Raw genomic sequence first — 15,874 nt, 5'->3', positions numbered from 1 at the left:
CGTTCACGGAGTAGGGCGGAGCCTGGGAACGAGGAAAGGCTTCGCCGCACGAGCGCGCCGGCAGAGCCGGCGAGGGTGGCAAGCAGGATGCTTACCCCACTTTGTCACTTGTTTCCAACGAGTCTTCACCAACATGCCAACTTCAAAACTTGTCTTGGGTCTATGGCCGATCGCCGGCATCACGACGATCGGCGTCACACGTGATGATGCCAGGGCGACACTGTCCGCGGCGATCGACGCCGGGATCACCACCTTCGACACCGCGTACAGCTACGGCTACGACGGAGAGAGCGATCGATTGCTCGGCGAGTGTGTTCGCAGCCGGCGCGATCGATTCACCGTGATGGGCAAAGTCGGCCAGCGTTGGACCGAGCAACGCAAACGCATCGTCGACGGCTCTCCACAGCAGTTGACGCTCGACGCCGAAGAGTCGTTACAACGAATGGGGATCGATTCGATCGACACCCTGTTCTTGCATCAGCCCGATCCGAACGTTCCCTTGGAATCATCGGCGGCGGCGATGGCACGGCTGCAAGCGCGGGGGATCTGCAAACGCGTCGGGATCTGCAACGCATCGCCCGAACAAATCCAACAGTTCGCCGCATCGGTCCCCGCCGATGCGATCCAGTGTCCGTTGAATTTGGTTCAGCGCGCGAGCGTTGTCAAGTTGATCCAGCCGGCGCAATCAGCCGGTCGGGACGTCTACGTTTTCTGGACATTGATGAAAGGCTTGTTGGCCGGAAAGATCACCCGCGACCACGTGTTCGAAAAAGGCGACAGCCGGCCGGGCTATGCGATCTTTCAAGGCGAGACGCGTCGTCGGATTCACGACGCGGTTGACCGTTTGAAAACGCTGGGCGGGGAAATCGAACAAAGCGTCGCGCAGCTGGCCGTCGGCTGGGCGATCTCCCAACCGGGCGTGACCGCGGCGCTGGTCGGGGCACGCCGTGAAGAACAGATTCGGGAACTGGTGGGGACGCGGGTCATGACGCCCGAGACGCTCGCGGCGGTGGAGCGGATTGTCGGCGAGTGTGACTGTCTAGCGTAGGGCATGCTGTGCATGCGGCGTGCACTCACTTCAGCTCTTCGAAGGCGTCGTCTTCGAGCGGTTCGACGTCGCCGCCGCCGAAGTCATCTTCGAGCACGTCTTGGTCATCGCCACTGTCCTCGGATTCGGCCTGTTCATCCATTTCGGCGTCGCCATTGTCTGACTTTGCAACGCGCCCGCCGGACGCCATTTTTGCGGCGACCGGAACGGCGACGATGACGGCCAACATCAAGACGGCCCAAGGAATAAAATACAGCATGTCTGGACTGAAAAACGGTGTGTAGCAAGGGTTCCCCAAAACGCGAGGCGTTCTAGTTTAGCTCGATCGATCCCCGGGTGAAATTTTATTCGGCCGGCTCGGGTTCGATTCCCAGATCCAGCCGTTCGCGTCCGGAAAACATGGCCTCGAACAGGTTGATGGCCGCCGCATTGGACGACTTGATGTCCGCATAGGCGGCTTTGAGTTGTCGTTTCGCTTCGTCGACGCGCAATTTGTCCCCCGTCTGCTTGGCCGCCTGGACCCGTCGGGCCAGCGCGATCAGGCGATATTTCCGATCGGTGGTCGGACTGTTGAGCAACTCGACCAGCGTAGCGTCGGCTTCGGCGATTCGGTTTTGCTCCAGATACAGCCGGGCGAGCTGCAATTTCGCCTTGCTGACATAGGCCTGCATGACGGCGCTGTCGCCGGGGGGGAAATAGGTTTCAATCGCTTTCCAGCCCTGGACGTCGTCTCGCTCGGCGGCTTCCAAATACTGTTCTTCGATCGACCCCCGCTGAGGGACTGGGTCGGGGCCCAATAGCTCCGACACGGTGGGGCGTTTGACTTGAGATGCCGTGGCGATCCCCAGTCCGACGGCCAGGATCGGAACCAGGCTGAGTGCGAACAAACGTTTTCGCCCCCGAGCACGATTACGTTTTTCCTCATCGGCGACCCGTTGCAATCGCGCCGTCGCGGTGGCCGCTCCGGCCAAGCGACGCGTGTTGCTGCGTTGGGCCGCGTCGTCACCGGTCAGCGCGTCGAGCAGCTCGCCGGGGGATTGAAAGCGTTCGGACGGGTCCTTGCGGAGCAGCTTGGCGATGATCGCGATCAACCATTCCGGGACATCTTTGTCACCGCGAACGCGATCGAGGGGCTTGGGCGTTTCGTTGACATGGGCAAACGCCAGTGCGAGCGGATCGTCGGCTTCAAACGGAGGGCGTCCGGACAACAGGTGATACATGGTCACGCCCAGCGAATACAAATCGCTGCGCGGGTCCACCGGCCGACCTTGGACCTGTTCCGGACTCATGTACCGCGGCGTCCCGAGGGTCAGTCCGGCCTGGGTCAAATCGGCGCGACTGCCGTCCACGTCGTCGCCCAATCGGGCCAGTCCGAAGTCGGCAACTTTGACCGACCCCGCCTTGGACCACATGATGTTCTCGGGTTTGATGTCACGGTGCGTGATGCCCTCGATCGCTGCGGCGTCGAGTGCCGACGCGACCCCATAGAGGATTTCGATCGCTTGTTCGGGATCGACCACACCGCTGCGTTCAAGGTATTCCCGAAGGTTCTGGCCCGAGATCAATTCTTGGGCGATGTAATGACGCGAGGCGTCTTCGCCGACTTCGTAGATTTGGACGATGTTGGAATGATTCAGCTTGGCTGCCGCTTTGGCCTCGCGGCGGAAACGCGTGATGTAGTCGCGGTCGCGTGCCAAGTCGGGACGCAAGACCTTGATCGCGACATCGCGTTCGAGTGCCATGTCACGGGCGGCGTAGACGTCGGCCATGCCGCCGCGACCGAGACGGCTGAGGATCAGATAGCCGGCCAGTCGCGACCCGACCAAGCTGGCCGTCGACAGTGGGAGCGGCTTGGGTTCGGCAGCGCCGGAGTCGTTGTCAGCTCCCGAATCGGCAACCGAATCATCGTTCGTTGCCCCGGCCCGCTGCTGCCCCGACGCGTGGCGGGTTTCGATCGTGTCGTCGTTCCGAGAGTGTTCGTCAGACGAATCATCGTTGGGCGCAGTCTTGTTCATGAAGTCTCTCGAATTCGTTTGGTCGGGGCTCGGTCCATTACCGCCCAGGCGGGAGTCACTTGCCAGATCCGATGGGTTGGCCCAGCGAGACGAGTTGCCGATTCATGCTGCCGCTGGAAAAACCTTGCAAGTCCAGGGTGATGTAACGAAAACCGATCTCGCTGAAGTGTTTCGACAACTCGGTTCGAATCGGGGCGTCGGTGAGTCTGGCGATCTGGTCTGCCGGGACCTCGATGCGTGCCAAGTCGCCGTCGTGGTATCGCACGCGTACCGTTTCGAATCCCAGCTCGCGCAGCAGGTCTTCGGCTTTTTCAACCCGCTGCAGTCGTTCGACCGTCACCGGCACGCCGTAAGCGATCCGGCTGGCCAAACACGGCGACGCAGGCAACGACGCGTTGGGCAAACCGAACCGGTGTGCGATCTCGCGAACAGCGGCTTTGTCGATCTTCAATTCCGCCAGCGGTTTCAACACGCCGGCTTGGTCACCGGCGGCGATGCCCGGTCGATAATCGCCCAGATCGTCGGCGTTGGTCCCCGAAACGATCGTCGCGTCCCGAAGCGTCGGACTTTGACACAACTGGTGAAGCGTTTGATACAGCGTGCTCTTGCAGTGAAAACAACGCGAGGCATCGTTGACACGGTACTCGGGCAATTCGACTTCGTGTGTTTCAATCAATCGATGCGTTGCCCCCAGGTGCGTCGCGATCGATTGGGCCAGTTCGAGCTGCCAGGTCGCGACGCTGGGCGAAACCGCCGTGACGGCGGTGACCGCGGGGGCGGTGCTGCGGAGCGCCGCGGCCAACACCACGCTGCTGTCGACCCCGCCGGAGAAGGCGACAGCGATTTCCCCACGCCCGTCGAACCAGCGAATCAACTCGGACTGCGCTCGCGCAGCCGGGCGGCTGGACGACGCGGGACTGGGCGAGCGGTCGGCGGGCGAAGACTCAACAGGCGAGCGATCGACAGGCAGATCGACAGGCAGGGGGGAGGAAGGATCAGTCGTCATGCATCAGGCGAATGGAAAGTGACCCGAACAAAAAAGCCGGCATCGAGTTTTCGGCCTTCCGAATCGTCCAGCGTTAAACGTCCGCTGTCGACGATCGAATCAAACCGACGGGGCGAAAACGAGAACTTTTTCGGCAACCTCGACGCCAAATAGTCTACCACGTCCGCGCCGGCGACTTGCGGAGAATGCCCCGTGATCAGCAGACGAAAGCTGTCCGGTGTCAGCAGCGACAGGCAATCCCCCAGCAGCGGCCAGAGGTCTCGCTGCAGTCGCCACGCTTTGCCCGATGGCCCGTGCCCATAAGCCGGGGGATCCAGGACGATCGTCTGGTAGCGGTTGCCGCGGCGGACTTCGCGGGCGGTGAATTTGGCTGCGTCGTCGACCAAGTATCGGATCGGATGGTCGGCCAGTCCGTTCAGCTCGGCCGCTGCTCGGGCGGCCGAGACGTTTGGTTTGGCGGCGTCGACGTGGGCGACGTTCATCCCCGTGGCGGCCATCACGATCGAGCTGGCGCCGGTGTACGCGAACAGGTTCATCCCGCTGGTGTTCCCACCGGTGCGGGCCGCCGTCTGGCGCAACCAGCGCCAGTTGGCCGCCTGTTCGGGAAACACACCGACGTGCCCGAAGGGCGTGGGCGCGATCGGCATGCGAAACCCGTCGCACTCAACCCGCAGGTCCGCCGGCCAAGTCGTCCGATGTTCCCAGTGGCGGGAATCATCATGAAAAACGGAATCGGCGCCGGCCCACAGATCCGGGTGGTGTTTTCGCCCGCCGTCGGCTGCCGGCGAGGGACGGTCCAGAATCCGCCCGCCGAATGATTCCAATTTGCGCCCCTGGCCGAAATCAAGCAGCCGATAGCCGGGGCCGTCGGGTCGTTCGTTCACCGTGTTGCTCATTTTCTCAAGCCTGCACTTTTGTCGAACGCCTGTAAAGGAGACTACAATGGCCCTTCCCACGCCTGCCCGTCCCCCTGCCCCCCACGCCTCCAGGTCCCGCCATGCCCAGCCTTTCTCGATCGCGATTCGTTCTGATTCTGATCGCCGCCCTCGCACCTTGGACCGTCCAATCGGTTTTCGCTCAGCAACCCGACCCGTGGGAGCAAAAAAAGGCCGAGCGTTTCAAGCCGCTGACGGAGAACGAGAAACATCAAATCGCCGCGGCCGTCCCCAGCGACTTGGCGGCCAAGCCGTCGTCCAAGCGACGCGTTCTGGTCTTTTATCGATGCGAAGGTTTTATTCACACTTCGATTCCGCACGGCAACGAATGTGTGCGGATGATGGCGGAAAAATCCAAGGCCTTTGAAGCCGATTTCGCCGACACCTATGACGTCTTCCGGGCAGAGAACTTGGCGAAATACGACGCCATCCTGTTGAACAATACCACCCACATGCAATTCCCCGAACCGTCGATGCGTGATGCCTTCATGGACTTCATCATCGGCGGCAAAGGCTTGATCGGTCTTCACGCCGCCAGCGACAACTTCAATCGGCATCCGGAGTGCTTGGCGATCGTCGGCGGCACGTTCGCCGGCCACCCCTGGGGTGCCGGAGGGAAATGGGCGTTCAAGTTGGACGACCCCGGCCATGTGCTCAACGCCGCTTTCGACGGTTCGGGATTCTGGCATACCGACGAGATCTACCAATACAACCCCAAGTCCTACGTCGGCACGGGCGTGTTGCGCCTGTTGGTCAGCTTGGACATGAGCAAGGAAGCCGTCTCCAGTCGCATCAACGATGGGCCGCGCGAGGTTCCCGTTTCCTGGATCCGCTCAGCCGGTGAAGGACGCGTGTTCTACACCAACTTTGGTCACCGCGAGGACACGTTTGCCAATCCGATGATCGTCAAACACATGCTCGACGGCATTCAATACGCGCTCGGTGATTTACCGGCCGATGCAACGCCCACGGACAAGATCGAGAACCTCCAGCCCGCATGGGCTCCCGCTGTGAGATAGGTGTCAGGCCACCAGGGCAATCGGGTTATTCATCCAATGCCGTGGACCGCTTCACGCCATCTTCACGTCGAGTCCGTATGATCGCAAGCCGATCGTGGCAGGTGATGCGTTCTTCATCAAAACGGACATGGCAGCAGATTCTTGTTTCGTCTCACCCTTCTCCAGACGAACGGCTCGCGAAAAGGCCGTCGCGCTACGATTGACCAGTCGCCATTTTTGATCGGCCGCAACGAGCAGTGCGATCTCGTGTTTTCCTCGCGGTCGGTCAGCAGAAAGCATTGCTCCATCGCGTTCAATGACAGCGGTGTCTTGATCCAAGACTTGGGCAGCCGCAACGGGACCGTCGTGGAGGGGGAATTGATCGAGGTCGGCGTCGCGAGGCAGCTTGGGCACCACGACCATCTGAAAATCGGCAAGTACACCTTTCGAGTTTCGATCCGAGACCAGGTGACCGGAAAGCCCCATTATCCCACGCCGAGAGAGCGTTCAACGCGGTCGGGGCCTCCGGCGGAGACGTCCAACGGGGCGGCGCAACTGTTGTTCGAGCTTGACGAACTCGCGTCCGACCTGGGGGCTTCGCAGGGATCCGAATCACCGCTGCTGCGGCGATCAGCGGCCACCGACGGGCCGCGGGAGGGCGAGGACGATCCCGTGGAGTCGGCTGAATCGGAACAGAGCGACCAATCATCCTCCGCCTCGCCCGGCCAGGGCGACGATGATGCCACCCCCTCGACCGCCAAGTTGGACGTGTCCGATGTCGACTCCGAGAAGACTTCGCCGGAGTCGGGCAAGCTTCCCGACCACCTCCGCCCCAAGCGGCCCCGGGATTCACAAAGCGCCGCTTCGGCGGCGCTCCGGAATTTGTTCATGCGGTAGATCGATGGACGGCGTCGAGCCAAAGCGTCGGCGTCGAACTAGTGCTTCGTCAACTTTTATTCTTAGGGTACCGCGGAAAAGGGGTCAGGTACCAAAAATGCGAAGCACCCTGCGGGCCATTTGGTTTTTGGTACCTGACCCCTTTTCCGCTCGCGTCTATGATGTGCAGCCGTGAATAATCCGGGCTAGGGCGTCGGCGCTGCGGCGGCCATCACGGTCAGGTCTTCCTGTCCGACGCGGGCACAGAAGTCGCCCAGCGATTCGCCGTCGTTTCGATTGGCTTTGTAAGCCGAGGCGATGGCGACGATCTCGCCGGCGATCTGATCCGACGGGACCAGGTCCTTGTACAAATACGCCAAGCGGTTCCCCAGCCATCCGCCGCCGGCAAACAGGGTGTACTTGTCCTTGGCCTTGCCGACCAACGCCAAGTCCGCGTTGTAGGGGCGGGCACATCCGTTGGGGCACCCGGTCACTCGAATCGTGAACCGTTCTTTGTCCAGCCCGAGTTTGGCCAGGGGCTGTTCCAGGTCATCGATCAGGCTGGGCAAGCGGCGTTCGCTTTCGGTGATCGCCAGGCCGCAGGTCGGCAGCGCGACGCAGGCCATCGACCAGCGGCGGACCGTGCTGGTTTCTTCGGTCGTGGGAACGTTGTGTCGCTTGATGATCTCGATCAGTTTGTCTTTGTCGGCCGGATCGACGTCCGTCACGATGATGCTCTGGTGGCCGGTCATCCGCAATTCCGTGCCGAAGGTCCGACAGACCTCGCGCATCATCGCCTTGAGTTGGCGTTTGTCGTTGTCGTACAGACGGCCGTTTTCGATGTTCAGTCCGTAAGACCATTTTCCGTCGCCCTGGTCTTGCCAACCCATGTGGTCATCGAAGCCCGTCACATCATCGGGCTCGCAATCGGCCAGCGGCTGGCCGAATTGTTCTTCGACCGCGCGGCGGAATTTTTCGACGCCCCATTCGTCGACCAGGTACTTCATCCGCGCGACCTTGCGGTCGGCGCGGTTGCCGTGGTCGCGCTGGACCTTGATCACCGCCTTGCTGACTTCGACCGCTTGCTCGGGCGTGCAAAATGCCATCCGTTTGGCCAGCGCCGGATAGGTCCGTTTGAGTGCCGGCGTGACGCCCATGCCGCCGCCGACCAGGACGTTGTAGCCGATGATCGCACCGTCGCGGACGACGGCCAAAAATCCCAGATCTTGCGTGTAGATGTCGATGCAGTTGTCTTCCGGCAACGCGATCCCGACCTTGAATTTTCGCGGCAGGTAAGTCGGTCCGTAGAGGGGTTCGACGATCGGCCCGCCGCCCTCGAGTGTCTTTTCACCGGTCTCCGGATCGGTCAGCCACAGCTCGTGGTAGGCCGGCGTTTGCGGCGCCAGCGCGGTGACCAGTTCATCGGTCAGTTGGACCATCGCCTGATGCACCCCGTCGGCGCGTTTGGCGGGGCAGCACATCACGTTGCGATTGACGTCGCCGCAGGCGGCCAAGGTTGACAATTGAATTTCGTTGATGCGATGGATCGTCGCACGCAGGTCCTTTTTGAGCACGCCGTGCAATTGCAGCGTTTGCCGGGTCGTGATTTTCATCGTCGAATCACCCAGCTCGTCGCAAAGATCCAATTGCGCGAGCATCTGTTCGCTGGTGATTCGGCCACCGGGGATCCGGCATCGGACCATCATCGCGTACGCTTTGCCGCCGCCGGCTTTCTTTAATTCCAGCCGCTTGTCGCGATCGTCTTGCTGGTAGGTGCCATGAAATTTCAGCAATTGGATGTCGGATTTACCGAAATGATCGCTGTCGGCGGCCATCTCGGTATCGATGGTGCCCTTGAGAAACTGGCTTTCCTCTTTGATTTTTTCGACCGGGCTAAGCTTCGGCGCTTCGGTAGACATCGAGTCAAAAATCCTGTGTGATATCGTTTCGCGGGTCGGGGACCTGGCGAGAGAAGAACTGTGAATCTACGCGAACTATAACGCTCAAACGCAATTCCCACTATGGTAAACCCATCGGCCGTTGACGCCCGACAGAACAGGGGTGCGACGAGCTGACGCAACACGAGGCGAACATGACGGCAGTGATTTTGGATGGAAAACAAGTCGCGGCGGAAATCCGCGCGGATCTGGCCAAGGAAGTCGCGGATTTTGTCGCCGGCGGTGCCCCGCCACCCTGCCTGACCGCCGTGCTGGTGGGCGAGGACCCCGCCAGTCAGGTCTACGTGCGAAACAAAGCGCGGGCCTGTGAAAAAGCCGGCATCGACGGCCGCACCCATCGCTTGCCCGCTGACGCCGGCCAAGACGAACTGATGGCGCTGATCGCCGAACTCAATACCGATACCAACGTCAACGGCATCCTGGTTCAGCTACCGCTGCCGACAGGCTCCGGGGTGGACTATGACGAGCGAGAGATTCTTGACGCCATCGATCCGCTCAAGGATGTCGACGCGTTTTCGCCCGTCAACGTCGGCCTGTTGATGCAGGGCCGGCCCCGTTTCCTGCCCTGCACCCCGCACGGAATCGTTCAACTGCTCGGACGATCGAACCTGTCGGTCGCCGGAAAAAAAGTCTGCGTCGTCGGACGCAGCGACATTGTCGGCAAACCAATGGCAATGATGCTGGCCCAGAAAAACGGTTCGTGCGGCCCCGATGTCGCCAATGCCACGGTGACGATCGCGCACAGTCGGACAGAGAATCTGGCTGAGGTGTGCCGCGAAGCGGATTGCCTGATCGCCGCGGTCGGCCGCCCCGAAATGATCACCGGCGACATGATCAAACCCGGCGCCATCGTGATCGATGTCGGAATCAACCGCGTCGGCGACAAACTGGTCGGCGACGTGGCCTTCGATCAGGCCAAAGAAATTGCCGCGGCGATCACTCCGGTCCCCGGCGGAGTCGGCCCGCTGACGATCGCGATGTTGTTGCACAACACCCTGGCCGCGGCGAAACTGCAAAGCGGCCGCTGACGTGCGAAGGTTGTCGTCGATTGAGTGTGAAGCGGAAAAGCGGTTCCGTTGTACGACGTCCCTTCTGGGGCGTCGGGGCGAGCCCTCCGGACGACGGCCCGGAAGGGCCATCGTACGTGCGAAAAGCGGTCGCCTTAAGCTGACAAAACACTAGCCCACGTTCATCCGGGCCGCCGCGGGCAGGTGGTTTTTGCCGGTCCCGCGGGATGCCTTGACCCAGCCCAACGCGCGGCCGCGGTGACGCACGACGCACCAGCCCGACGCGTCGCAGGGGATCGGTTGACCGCTCAAGAATAACTGTGCCGTCGGTGCGTCGACGTCGATCGACTGTGACGCCCGGAGCACACCGTCTCGCCGCAGCGCCGCTTCGTGCGACGGCTTCCAGGTCTGGCCGGTGCGATAGGCCAATTCAGGGCCCCCGGCGGCAATCGATCCCAGCCACGGCGGAGCGTCATCGGGCCATGCCCAAATGACCGCGCCGGCGACCTGATGACGCTGCGGCAACGCGTCAAACCACTCGCCGCATCCCTCCGGCAACCGTTCCTGTTTTTTGCCGCGTTTGCGTTTCTTTCGAAACCCCGACTCCGCGGGGATCGAGCTGTCGATGTCACAGCGAAGCGACGCGGCAAAACTGCCCGCACAATCGTGGCGGTGTGGCCACAAGCGATAGCTGCATCCGGTCTCGTCGCTCGCGTAGTCCGCCAGGCGATCGAGTGGCTGGGCCGTCACGCCGTCTTGGTCCAACAGCCAACGCACTTGGGATTCATTTTCCGCTTCGGCGAACGTGCATGTACTGAGCACCAACCGGCCGCCGGGGCGGACCAGATTGACGGCCGAGGCCAGGATTCGTCTGGCACGCAGCGCGCTGTGTTCGATCTGAGTCTTCGAAACCGCGGCCAGGCTTTGTTTTCCGCGCCCCAGCAACGCTTGCCCGCTGCAGGGGACATCCGCCAAGACCAAATCAAAAATCCCGCCGAGTCGCGATTGAAGCCGCTCGGGGTCGAGGCTGGAGATGGCGTAGCGATCGCTGCCGGTGCGCGCCAAGTTGTACGCCAACGGCGCGATCCGAGACTTGATCGGTTCATTGGCTAACAAAAAACCGTCGCCGATCGATTCCAGCAGGGCACTCGACTTGCCGCCCGGCGCGGCGCAGAGATCACAAATCAATCGGTCGCGTTGCGGGGGACGGTCTGCGTCGCTGGCCGCCAAAGCCAACATCGATCCGGCGTCCTGAATGAAAAAGTCGCCGGCGGCGTACTGCAGCGATCGGCTCGGCCGGACCGCGGGATCGGTGCATTGATAGCCGAGCGAATACCACGGAATCGGACGAACCGGAAAGCCAACGTCCCCGGGATCGATGTCGGCGCGATAACGCACCGCGCTGGGATGCCGCGACATCAACGCGGCGGAGAATGCGGCAAATTCTTCGGGACGCATCGCGGCGTTTCCGAGTGCCGCGACCAGCGGCTGCAGAGCGTCATGCTGATCCGCGTCAGACGGTTCGTCGTTCACGTTGTCGTGCGCTGCAAATATTTTAAAGCCGAAACCACCAGCGAAAGGACGCAAGCCAACAGCAGCGGCGATGTAAACGTAAACATGATGAACGCCCGGTGCGCCAGCCGACCGACGTCTTCACCACGCTCCTCCGCTTCACCGTACAACAGCACACTGAGTTCTTCGCGGATCGCCGGAACTTGTGAGGCGTAATACAGCGCCGCCGAGATGAAGGCGAACACGACCATCATCAGCAACATCATCGACAGGCTGATTTGAATCCGGGGGCCACGCTTGGCGGATTGCGCCGCGACACCCGATTCTGGCGGCCCGGTCGCGGCACGCTGTGAGAGTTCAGGATTCGTTGGAATAGGACTCATCCGTCGATCGCTTCCTCAGGCAATTCCGGCAACGGCTCGACCGGCGGTGCGGGCGGTTCCCATAGATCCTCCGCCTCCTGCCCACCGGTGTCACTGCGGAGCAACAAATAAACTCCCCCGAGTAGACCAAATGCCAGCGTGGTCTGCCAGGCAACCACGACCAGGGTGATGACATCGGCGGCTGCTTGGAGTTGCGCCCCGTCGGATGAAATCACCGACGTGACGAGCTGTGCCGCGACTACCGACGCCAAGCCGATTCCGCCCAGCATCACACCGAACAGACACACCAACGCCCCGGAAAACGCCACGTACCAGGCCAACGACAGCGGTCGACGATACAACGATTCATAGCCGCGGCTGAGCGAATCGATCGGGTCGGGCGTCGGCTCACAAACCATCGCCGCCAGCGCCAGCGGCACGGCAAACACGGCTCCGAATCCCAGCACCCCGATCGGGATCGCCGCGATCCCGATCAGCCAGCCCGTGATGCCGGAGACCAAGGGAACGTCCGCCACGAAACTCGGGACACGAATCAGGAACACGCCCACCATCAGTGCCACGCTGCACAGACAAGGGAGGATCGGCACGAACAGGGATCGCCACAGCCGCGAACCGACCAATCGCAGCGTCCCGGCGGCCCGCGGCAGGGGTTTGCCCGCGGACAACGCGGCACCGCCGCGGCAAACGAACTGGATCACCGGAATCCAAAGGACCAACATCACCGCGACCAACAGCGATCCGAGCAACGGACCGGTCGCCTGAAACAGCGCCCCCAGCAGCCGAATGTGCGAATGAAGCTCCCAAACCGGGGCCAGCTTGATGCGTCCCTCGACGCAAAACGAGAGGAGCGTCCGGGTCGCGACGCAGGCGACCAAGACCAGCCCGACGGCACTGGGCGAAGCGAGAATTCGCGGGATGCGGGTCAGGCGAACCCAGGATGCCACGTCGACCCAGGAACGCATCCGAGAAAACATCCCTGATTCAAAGTCGTAACCGGCGTGAATCTCGCTCTTGTTCAAGCCTGGGCTCCGCGTCGTCCGATCAACCGTGGCAATTTCGATCAAGGGCGACAGGCACCCCCGTGGTCGCTCGTCCCCTTGAGGTAACGCTGTGAAGCATTTTTCCCATGTGTTTCTTGAGGTTTTAGCGGCAGGGCGCGAGCCCTCCGGTTCTTCATCTCTGCCAAAACACCGGAGGGCTCGCGCCCTGCCGCTAAAAAATGCTTCACAGCGTTGCCCTTGAGGCCGCAGTATCACGTACGCGGTGCCGATCACGCAAGAAGCCCAACAACCACCCCGCCGGTCCATCACTTATTGTTCCAACGTTTCTAGGTCGTCGGGCGAGCCCTCCAGGCGACGGCCCGGAAGGGCCATCATCCGTGCGAAACGTGGTCGCCTTGAGTGGGACGGTCTCGAAAGCACTCGACACCCACAGACGCGTGAATCTGTCCGCGGCCGATCACGCCGCCATCGCGGTCGGTTCGTCTTGGGCCGCTTTCCCACGATCGCGCGCCCGTCGCCACAGTGCCTTGATCTCGGCGGTCAAGCTGGTCGCGACCGTCCGATGATACGGCGAATCGGCCGGCAACCCCTCGATCAGACGACGGTGGGCTTCACCCAGGTTGTGGTAGGGCAGGCGGGGGAATAAGTGGTGCAAGGCGTGGTACCGCGTTCCGATCGGGCCCCACAACTCGCTGATCCACGGATGATGGGGATAGTTGACCGAATCGAGCAGCTGTTCTTCAAACGTCATCTCGCCGCCATCGCCCGTCCAACGATGCGCCCCCAGTGTGCGGACTTCATTCAACGTCAACAATCCGATCGCAACGCTGTATGCGACGATCCAAAGTGGATCAAACCATTCCCCGGTCACGATCTTGTGGCGAAAGATCAATCCGCTTCCGATCAGAAAGCAAAAGAACTCCTGCACCACCACGATCCGCATCTCCTTGTCCGACGGATCGTCACGCTCGTAAAACGGATCCACCACCATCGTCGACGCGTGGCGATGCACGAACCCGCGGGCCCCCGGGATCACCCAGCAAAGCGGGCTTAGCACCACGAATCGAAACAGACCCAAAAACGGAATGATCAGCGCCTGGCCGATGAAGCCGACGATCATCCACGGGCTGTGATGGCTGAGCGACAAGTATTCTCCGTCATGGTCGGTGCCGTAATGTTTGCGTCGATGGTGATCGACGTGCGGATAGTACAAAAACGACGGCACAAACAACGGGATGCCGCACAACGCATTCCAAACGAACCGAAATCCGTTGAACCCCTCTTTGGGCAAATGGACCAGTTCGTGGATGAACATGATCGAGCGCATGAACAACAGCACGGTCGCCAGGTACGACACGATCACAACGGGAATCACCCAAGGCGCGGGCCAGAACAGTCGCGGCACATGCAGCGTCGCGTGCAAGGCAATGAACCCGCCGACGATCGACAGCAAAAAATCGGTCCAGTAGATTCGCGGATTCGGCTTCGTTAAATCACCGATCAAACTGCGTGCTTCGGCAAAGGAAAACTTGCCGTCTCCCCGCGGAGGGACGGAAGCGACCTTCGGCGTTCGTTCGGGCGCTGGATCAGTGTCGTTGGCGAGATGGGCTGGGCTATCAACGGACATCGCAGAACAATCGTGAAGTGGGTCGCGGCGGTGATCCAGCACACAGTCGGGCAAAACCAACGTTGCTGGACGGAATCCTCGTGTTGCTTGTATCGTCCCTGCAAGACGGCAAGTTTGCCGTCCGTCCTAGTAAACCAACAGTTTAAATCGCATCTTACAACCTCGCCCGTATATTCCCCAAAGTTACTGATGTCACCATTGTCGCACCCTGACCGCAGATGACCGATTCAACCATGCTTGACAAATCCGCACACCCAATCGTGGTGATCGGCGCCGGAGCCGCCGGTCTGGTCGCGGCGGCGGAGGCTTCCAGTAGGGGGGCGGAGGTGCACCTGTTGGAGAAGAACGGCAAAACCGGCGTCAAAATTTTGATGTCCGGTGGAACCCGCTGCAACATCACCCAGGACACCGACGCCAAGGGGATCGTCCAGGCCTTTGGCAGGGCCGGGCGATTTTTGCAAAAGTCCGTCGGTGCCTTCGGACCGGCCGATGTGGTGGCGATGTTTCACGAGCACGGGGTGCAAACCAAGGTGGAGTCGACCGGAAAAGTGTTTCCGCAATCCGATCGGGCGCTGCACGTCCGCGATGCCTTGCAACGACGCGCCGTCCAAGCCGGCGTGAAGCTTCATTTGCGTTGCGCCGTCGCCGCGGTCGAAAAGACAGCCGGCGGGTGGCTGGTCCAGACCGAATCGGAGACGATCCGCTGTGGTCGGCTGATCGTCACCGCCGGTGGCAAGAGTTGGCCGGGCTGCGGCACCACCGGCGACGCCTATGCCTGGCTGCACAAGTTGGGTCACACCATCGTGCGGACCCGCCCCGCGCTGGTTCCCCTGGTCGGCGGATACGATTGGACGCACAGTCTGTCCGGTTTAACGCTCGATGATTGTGTCGCTTCGGTCTACCAACGCAGTGATTGGGAAACCAACGCTCCCTCCAAACGCAAGCCGCTGGTCAGTCGTCGCAGCAGTTGGCTGTTCACGCATCTGGGGTTCTCCGGACCGGCCGCCATGGACGTCAGCGGCACGATCACCCGTGCCGATTCATTCGACGACGTCACACTCGCCGTCGATGTGGTGCCCGAGCTGTCGGTCCCGCAAATCGAGGCGGCACTGACCGATCGCGGCGGCGGCGGACGTCGCACGACCACCGCCGTGATCGCAGAGTGGTTGCCGAGTCGACTGGCCGAATCGATCACCCGGGCAAGTGACGCCGAGTGCCCGATCGCAGAACTTTCACGCGTCAAGCTGCAGTCTCTCGTCAACGGGCTGAAGTACGCGACGTTTCCCGTGCAAGGAACGCGGGGGTTCGCCAAAGCGGAGGTCACCGCAGGCGGCGTGAAACTATCGGAAGTGGATCCGCGAACGATGGAAAGTCGCAAGGTCCCCGGTTTGTACATCGCGGGCGAAGTGCTGGACGTCGATGGCTGGATCGGAGGCTACAACTTTCAAGCCGCCTTCAGCACCGGACGAGCCGCCGGAATCGCCGCCGCAACATGACGTGCCTCCCCA

Annotated in this window: 14 protein-coding genes; 5 read left to right on the top strand and 9 right to left on the bottom strand. The window is 61.6% G+C overall.

Annotation, left to right across the window (positions count from 1 at the left end):
• Positions 1–133 precede the first annotated feature (133 nt).
• Positions 134–1,048 carry an aldo/keto reductase gene (locus Enr13x_RS24960; RefSeq protein ID WP_145389534.1) on the top strand — a complete coding sequence of 305 codons (915 nt, stop codon included), beginning with the start codon at positions 134–136 and terminating at the stop codon, positions 1,046–1,048.
• A 25-nt stretch (positions 1,049–1,073) separates the two neighbouring features.
• On the opposite strand, the gene Enr13x_RS24955 is transcribed toward Enr13x_RS24960, so the two are convergent.
• The 4 genes from Enr13x_RS24955 to Enr13x_RS24940 all read right to left on the bottom strand — a co-directional run bounded on the left by Enr13x_RS24955 (position 1,074) and on the right by Enr13x_RS24940 (position 4,953).
• Positions 1,074–1,307, bottom strand: a complete 234-nt coding sequence (locus tag Enr13x_RS24955; protein WP_145389533.1) for a hypothetical protein — start codon at positions 1,305–1,307, stop codon at positions 1,074–1,076.
• An 85-nt stretch (positions 1,308–1,392) separates the two neighbouring features.
• A complete protein-coding gene (locus tag Enr13x_RS24950) occupies positions 1,393–3,063 on the bottom strand; it encodes a protein kinase domain-containing protein (protein WP_145389532.1) in 1,671 nt (556 codons plus the stop codon).
• A gap of 55 nt (positions 3,064–3,118) precedes the next feature.
• Positions 3,119–4,069, bottom strand: a complete 951-nt coding sequence (gene larE / locus Enr13x_RS24945) for an ATP-dependent sacrificial sulfur transferase LarE (protein ID WP_145389531.1) — start codon at positions 4,067–4,069, stop codon at positions 3,119–3,121.
• Entirely contained in the window at positions 4,066–4,953 is an 888-nt protein-coding gene (locus Enr13x_RS24940) for a class I SAM-dependent methyltransferase (RefSeq protein ID WP_231743767.1), read from the bottom strand. The genes larE and Enr13x_RS24940 overlap by 4 nt, the downstream gene beginning before the upstream one ends.
• 113 nt (positions 4,954–5,066) lie before the next feature.
• Between Enr13x_RS24940 and Enr13x_RS24935 the strand changes: the two genes are divergently transcribed.
• Positions 5,067–6,023, top strand: coding sequence for a ThuA domain-containing protein (locus Enr13x_RS24935; RefSeq protein ID WP_145389529.1), 957 nt, complete (start codon positions 5,067–5,069; stop codon positions 6,021–6,023).
• A 141-nt stretch (positions 6,024–6,164) separates the two neighbouring features.
• Positions 6,165–6,899: an FHA domain-containing protein gene (locus tag Enr13x_RS24930; RefSeq protein ID WP_145389528.1), complete on the top strand. Its 735-nt coding sequence runs from the start codon at positions 6,165–6,167 to the stop codon at positions 6,897–6,899.
• 185 nt (positions 6,900–7,084) lie between these two features.
• Here Enr13x_RS24930 and Enr13x_RS24925 read toward each other — a convergent pair whose 3' ends face one another.
• The gene (locus Enr13x_RS24925) at positions 7,085–8,797 is read right to left on the bottom strand and encodes an NADPH-dependent assimilatory sulfite reductase hemoprotein subunit (RefSeq protein ID WP_145389527.1); all 1,713 of its coding nucleotides are present in this window, start codon (positions 8,795–8,797) and stop codon (positions 7,085–7,087) included.
• A gap of 173 nt (positions 8,798–8,970) precedes the next feature.
• Between Enr13x_RS24925 and folD the strand changes: the two genes are divergently transcribed.
• Complete coding sequence (folD, locus tag Enr13x_RS24920; RefSeq protein WP_145389526.1) at positions 8,971–9,864, top strand: bifunctional methylenetetrahydrofolate dehydrogenase/methenyltetrahydrofolate cyclohydrolase FolD; 894 nt, start codon at positions 8,971–8,973, stop codon at positions 9,862–9,864.
• A gap of 150 nt (positions 9,865–10,014) precedes the next feature.
• Here the strand turns inward: folD and Enr13x_RS24915 are convergent, their stop codons facing one another.
• The 4 genes from Enr13x_RS24915 to Enr13x_RS24900 all read right to left on the bottom strand — a co-directional run bounded on the left by Enr13x_RS24915 (position 10,015) and on the right by Enr13x_RS24900 (position 14,366).
• A complete protein-coding gene (locus Enr13x_RS24915) occupies positions 10,015–11,376 on the bottom strand; it encodes a methyltransferase RsmF C-terminal domain-like protein (protein ID WP_145389525.1) in 1,362 nt (453 codons plus the stop codon).
• Entirely contained in the window at positions 11,373–11,738 is a 366-nt protein-coding gene (locus Enr13x_RS24910) for a hypothetical protein (RefSeq protein ID WP_145389524.1), read from the bottom strand. Before Enr13x_RS24910 ends, Enr13x_RS24915 begins: the two co-directional genes overlap by 4 nt.
• The gene (locus tag Enr13x_RS24905) at positions 11,735–12,757 is read right to left on the bottom strand and encodes a hypothetical protein (RefSeq protein ID WP_145389523.1); all 1,023 of its coding nucleotides are present in this window, start codon (positions 12,755–12,757) and stop codon (positions 11,735–11,737) included. Before Enr13x_RS24905 ends, Enr13x_RS24910 begins: the two co-directional genes overlap by 4 nt.
• A 439-nt stretch (positions 12,758–13,196) precedes the next feature.
• A complete protein-coding gene (locus tag Enr13x_RS24900; protein ID WP_145389522.1) occupies positions 13,197–14,366 on the bottom strand; it encodes a fatty acid desaturase family protein in 1,170 nt (389 codons plus the stop codon).
• A gap of 233 nt (positions 14,367–14,599) precedes the next feature.
• Here Enr13x_RS24900 and Enr13x_RS24895 point away from each other — a divergent pair, with 233 nt between their 5' ends.
• Positions 14,600–15,862 carry a BaiN/RdsA family NAD(P)/FAD-dependent oxidoreductase gene (locus tag Enr13x_RS24895; protein WP_231743766.1) on the top strand — a complete coding sequence of 421 codons (1,263 nt, stop codon included), beginning with the start codon at positions 14,600–14,602 and terminating at the stop codon, positions 15,860–15,862.
• Positions 15,863–15,874: the final 12 nt, after the last annotated feature.

Origin of the sequence: Stieleria neptunia, assembly GCF_007754155.1 — a bacterium.
GTDB classification, from domain to species: Bacteria; Planctomycetota; Planctomycetia; order Pirellulales; family Pirellulaceae; genus Stieleria; species Stieleria neptunia.
The sequence above is the reverse complement of the archived record's forward strand: the minus strand, read 5'-3'. Positions and strand labels throughout refer to the sequence as shown.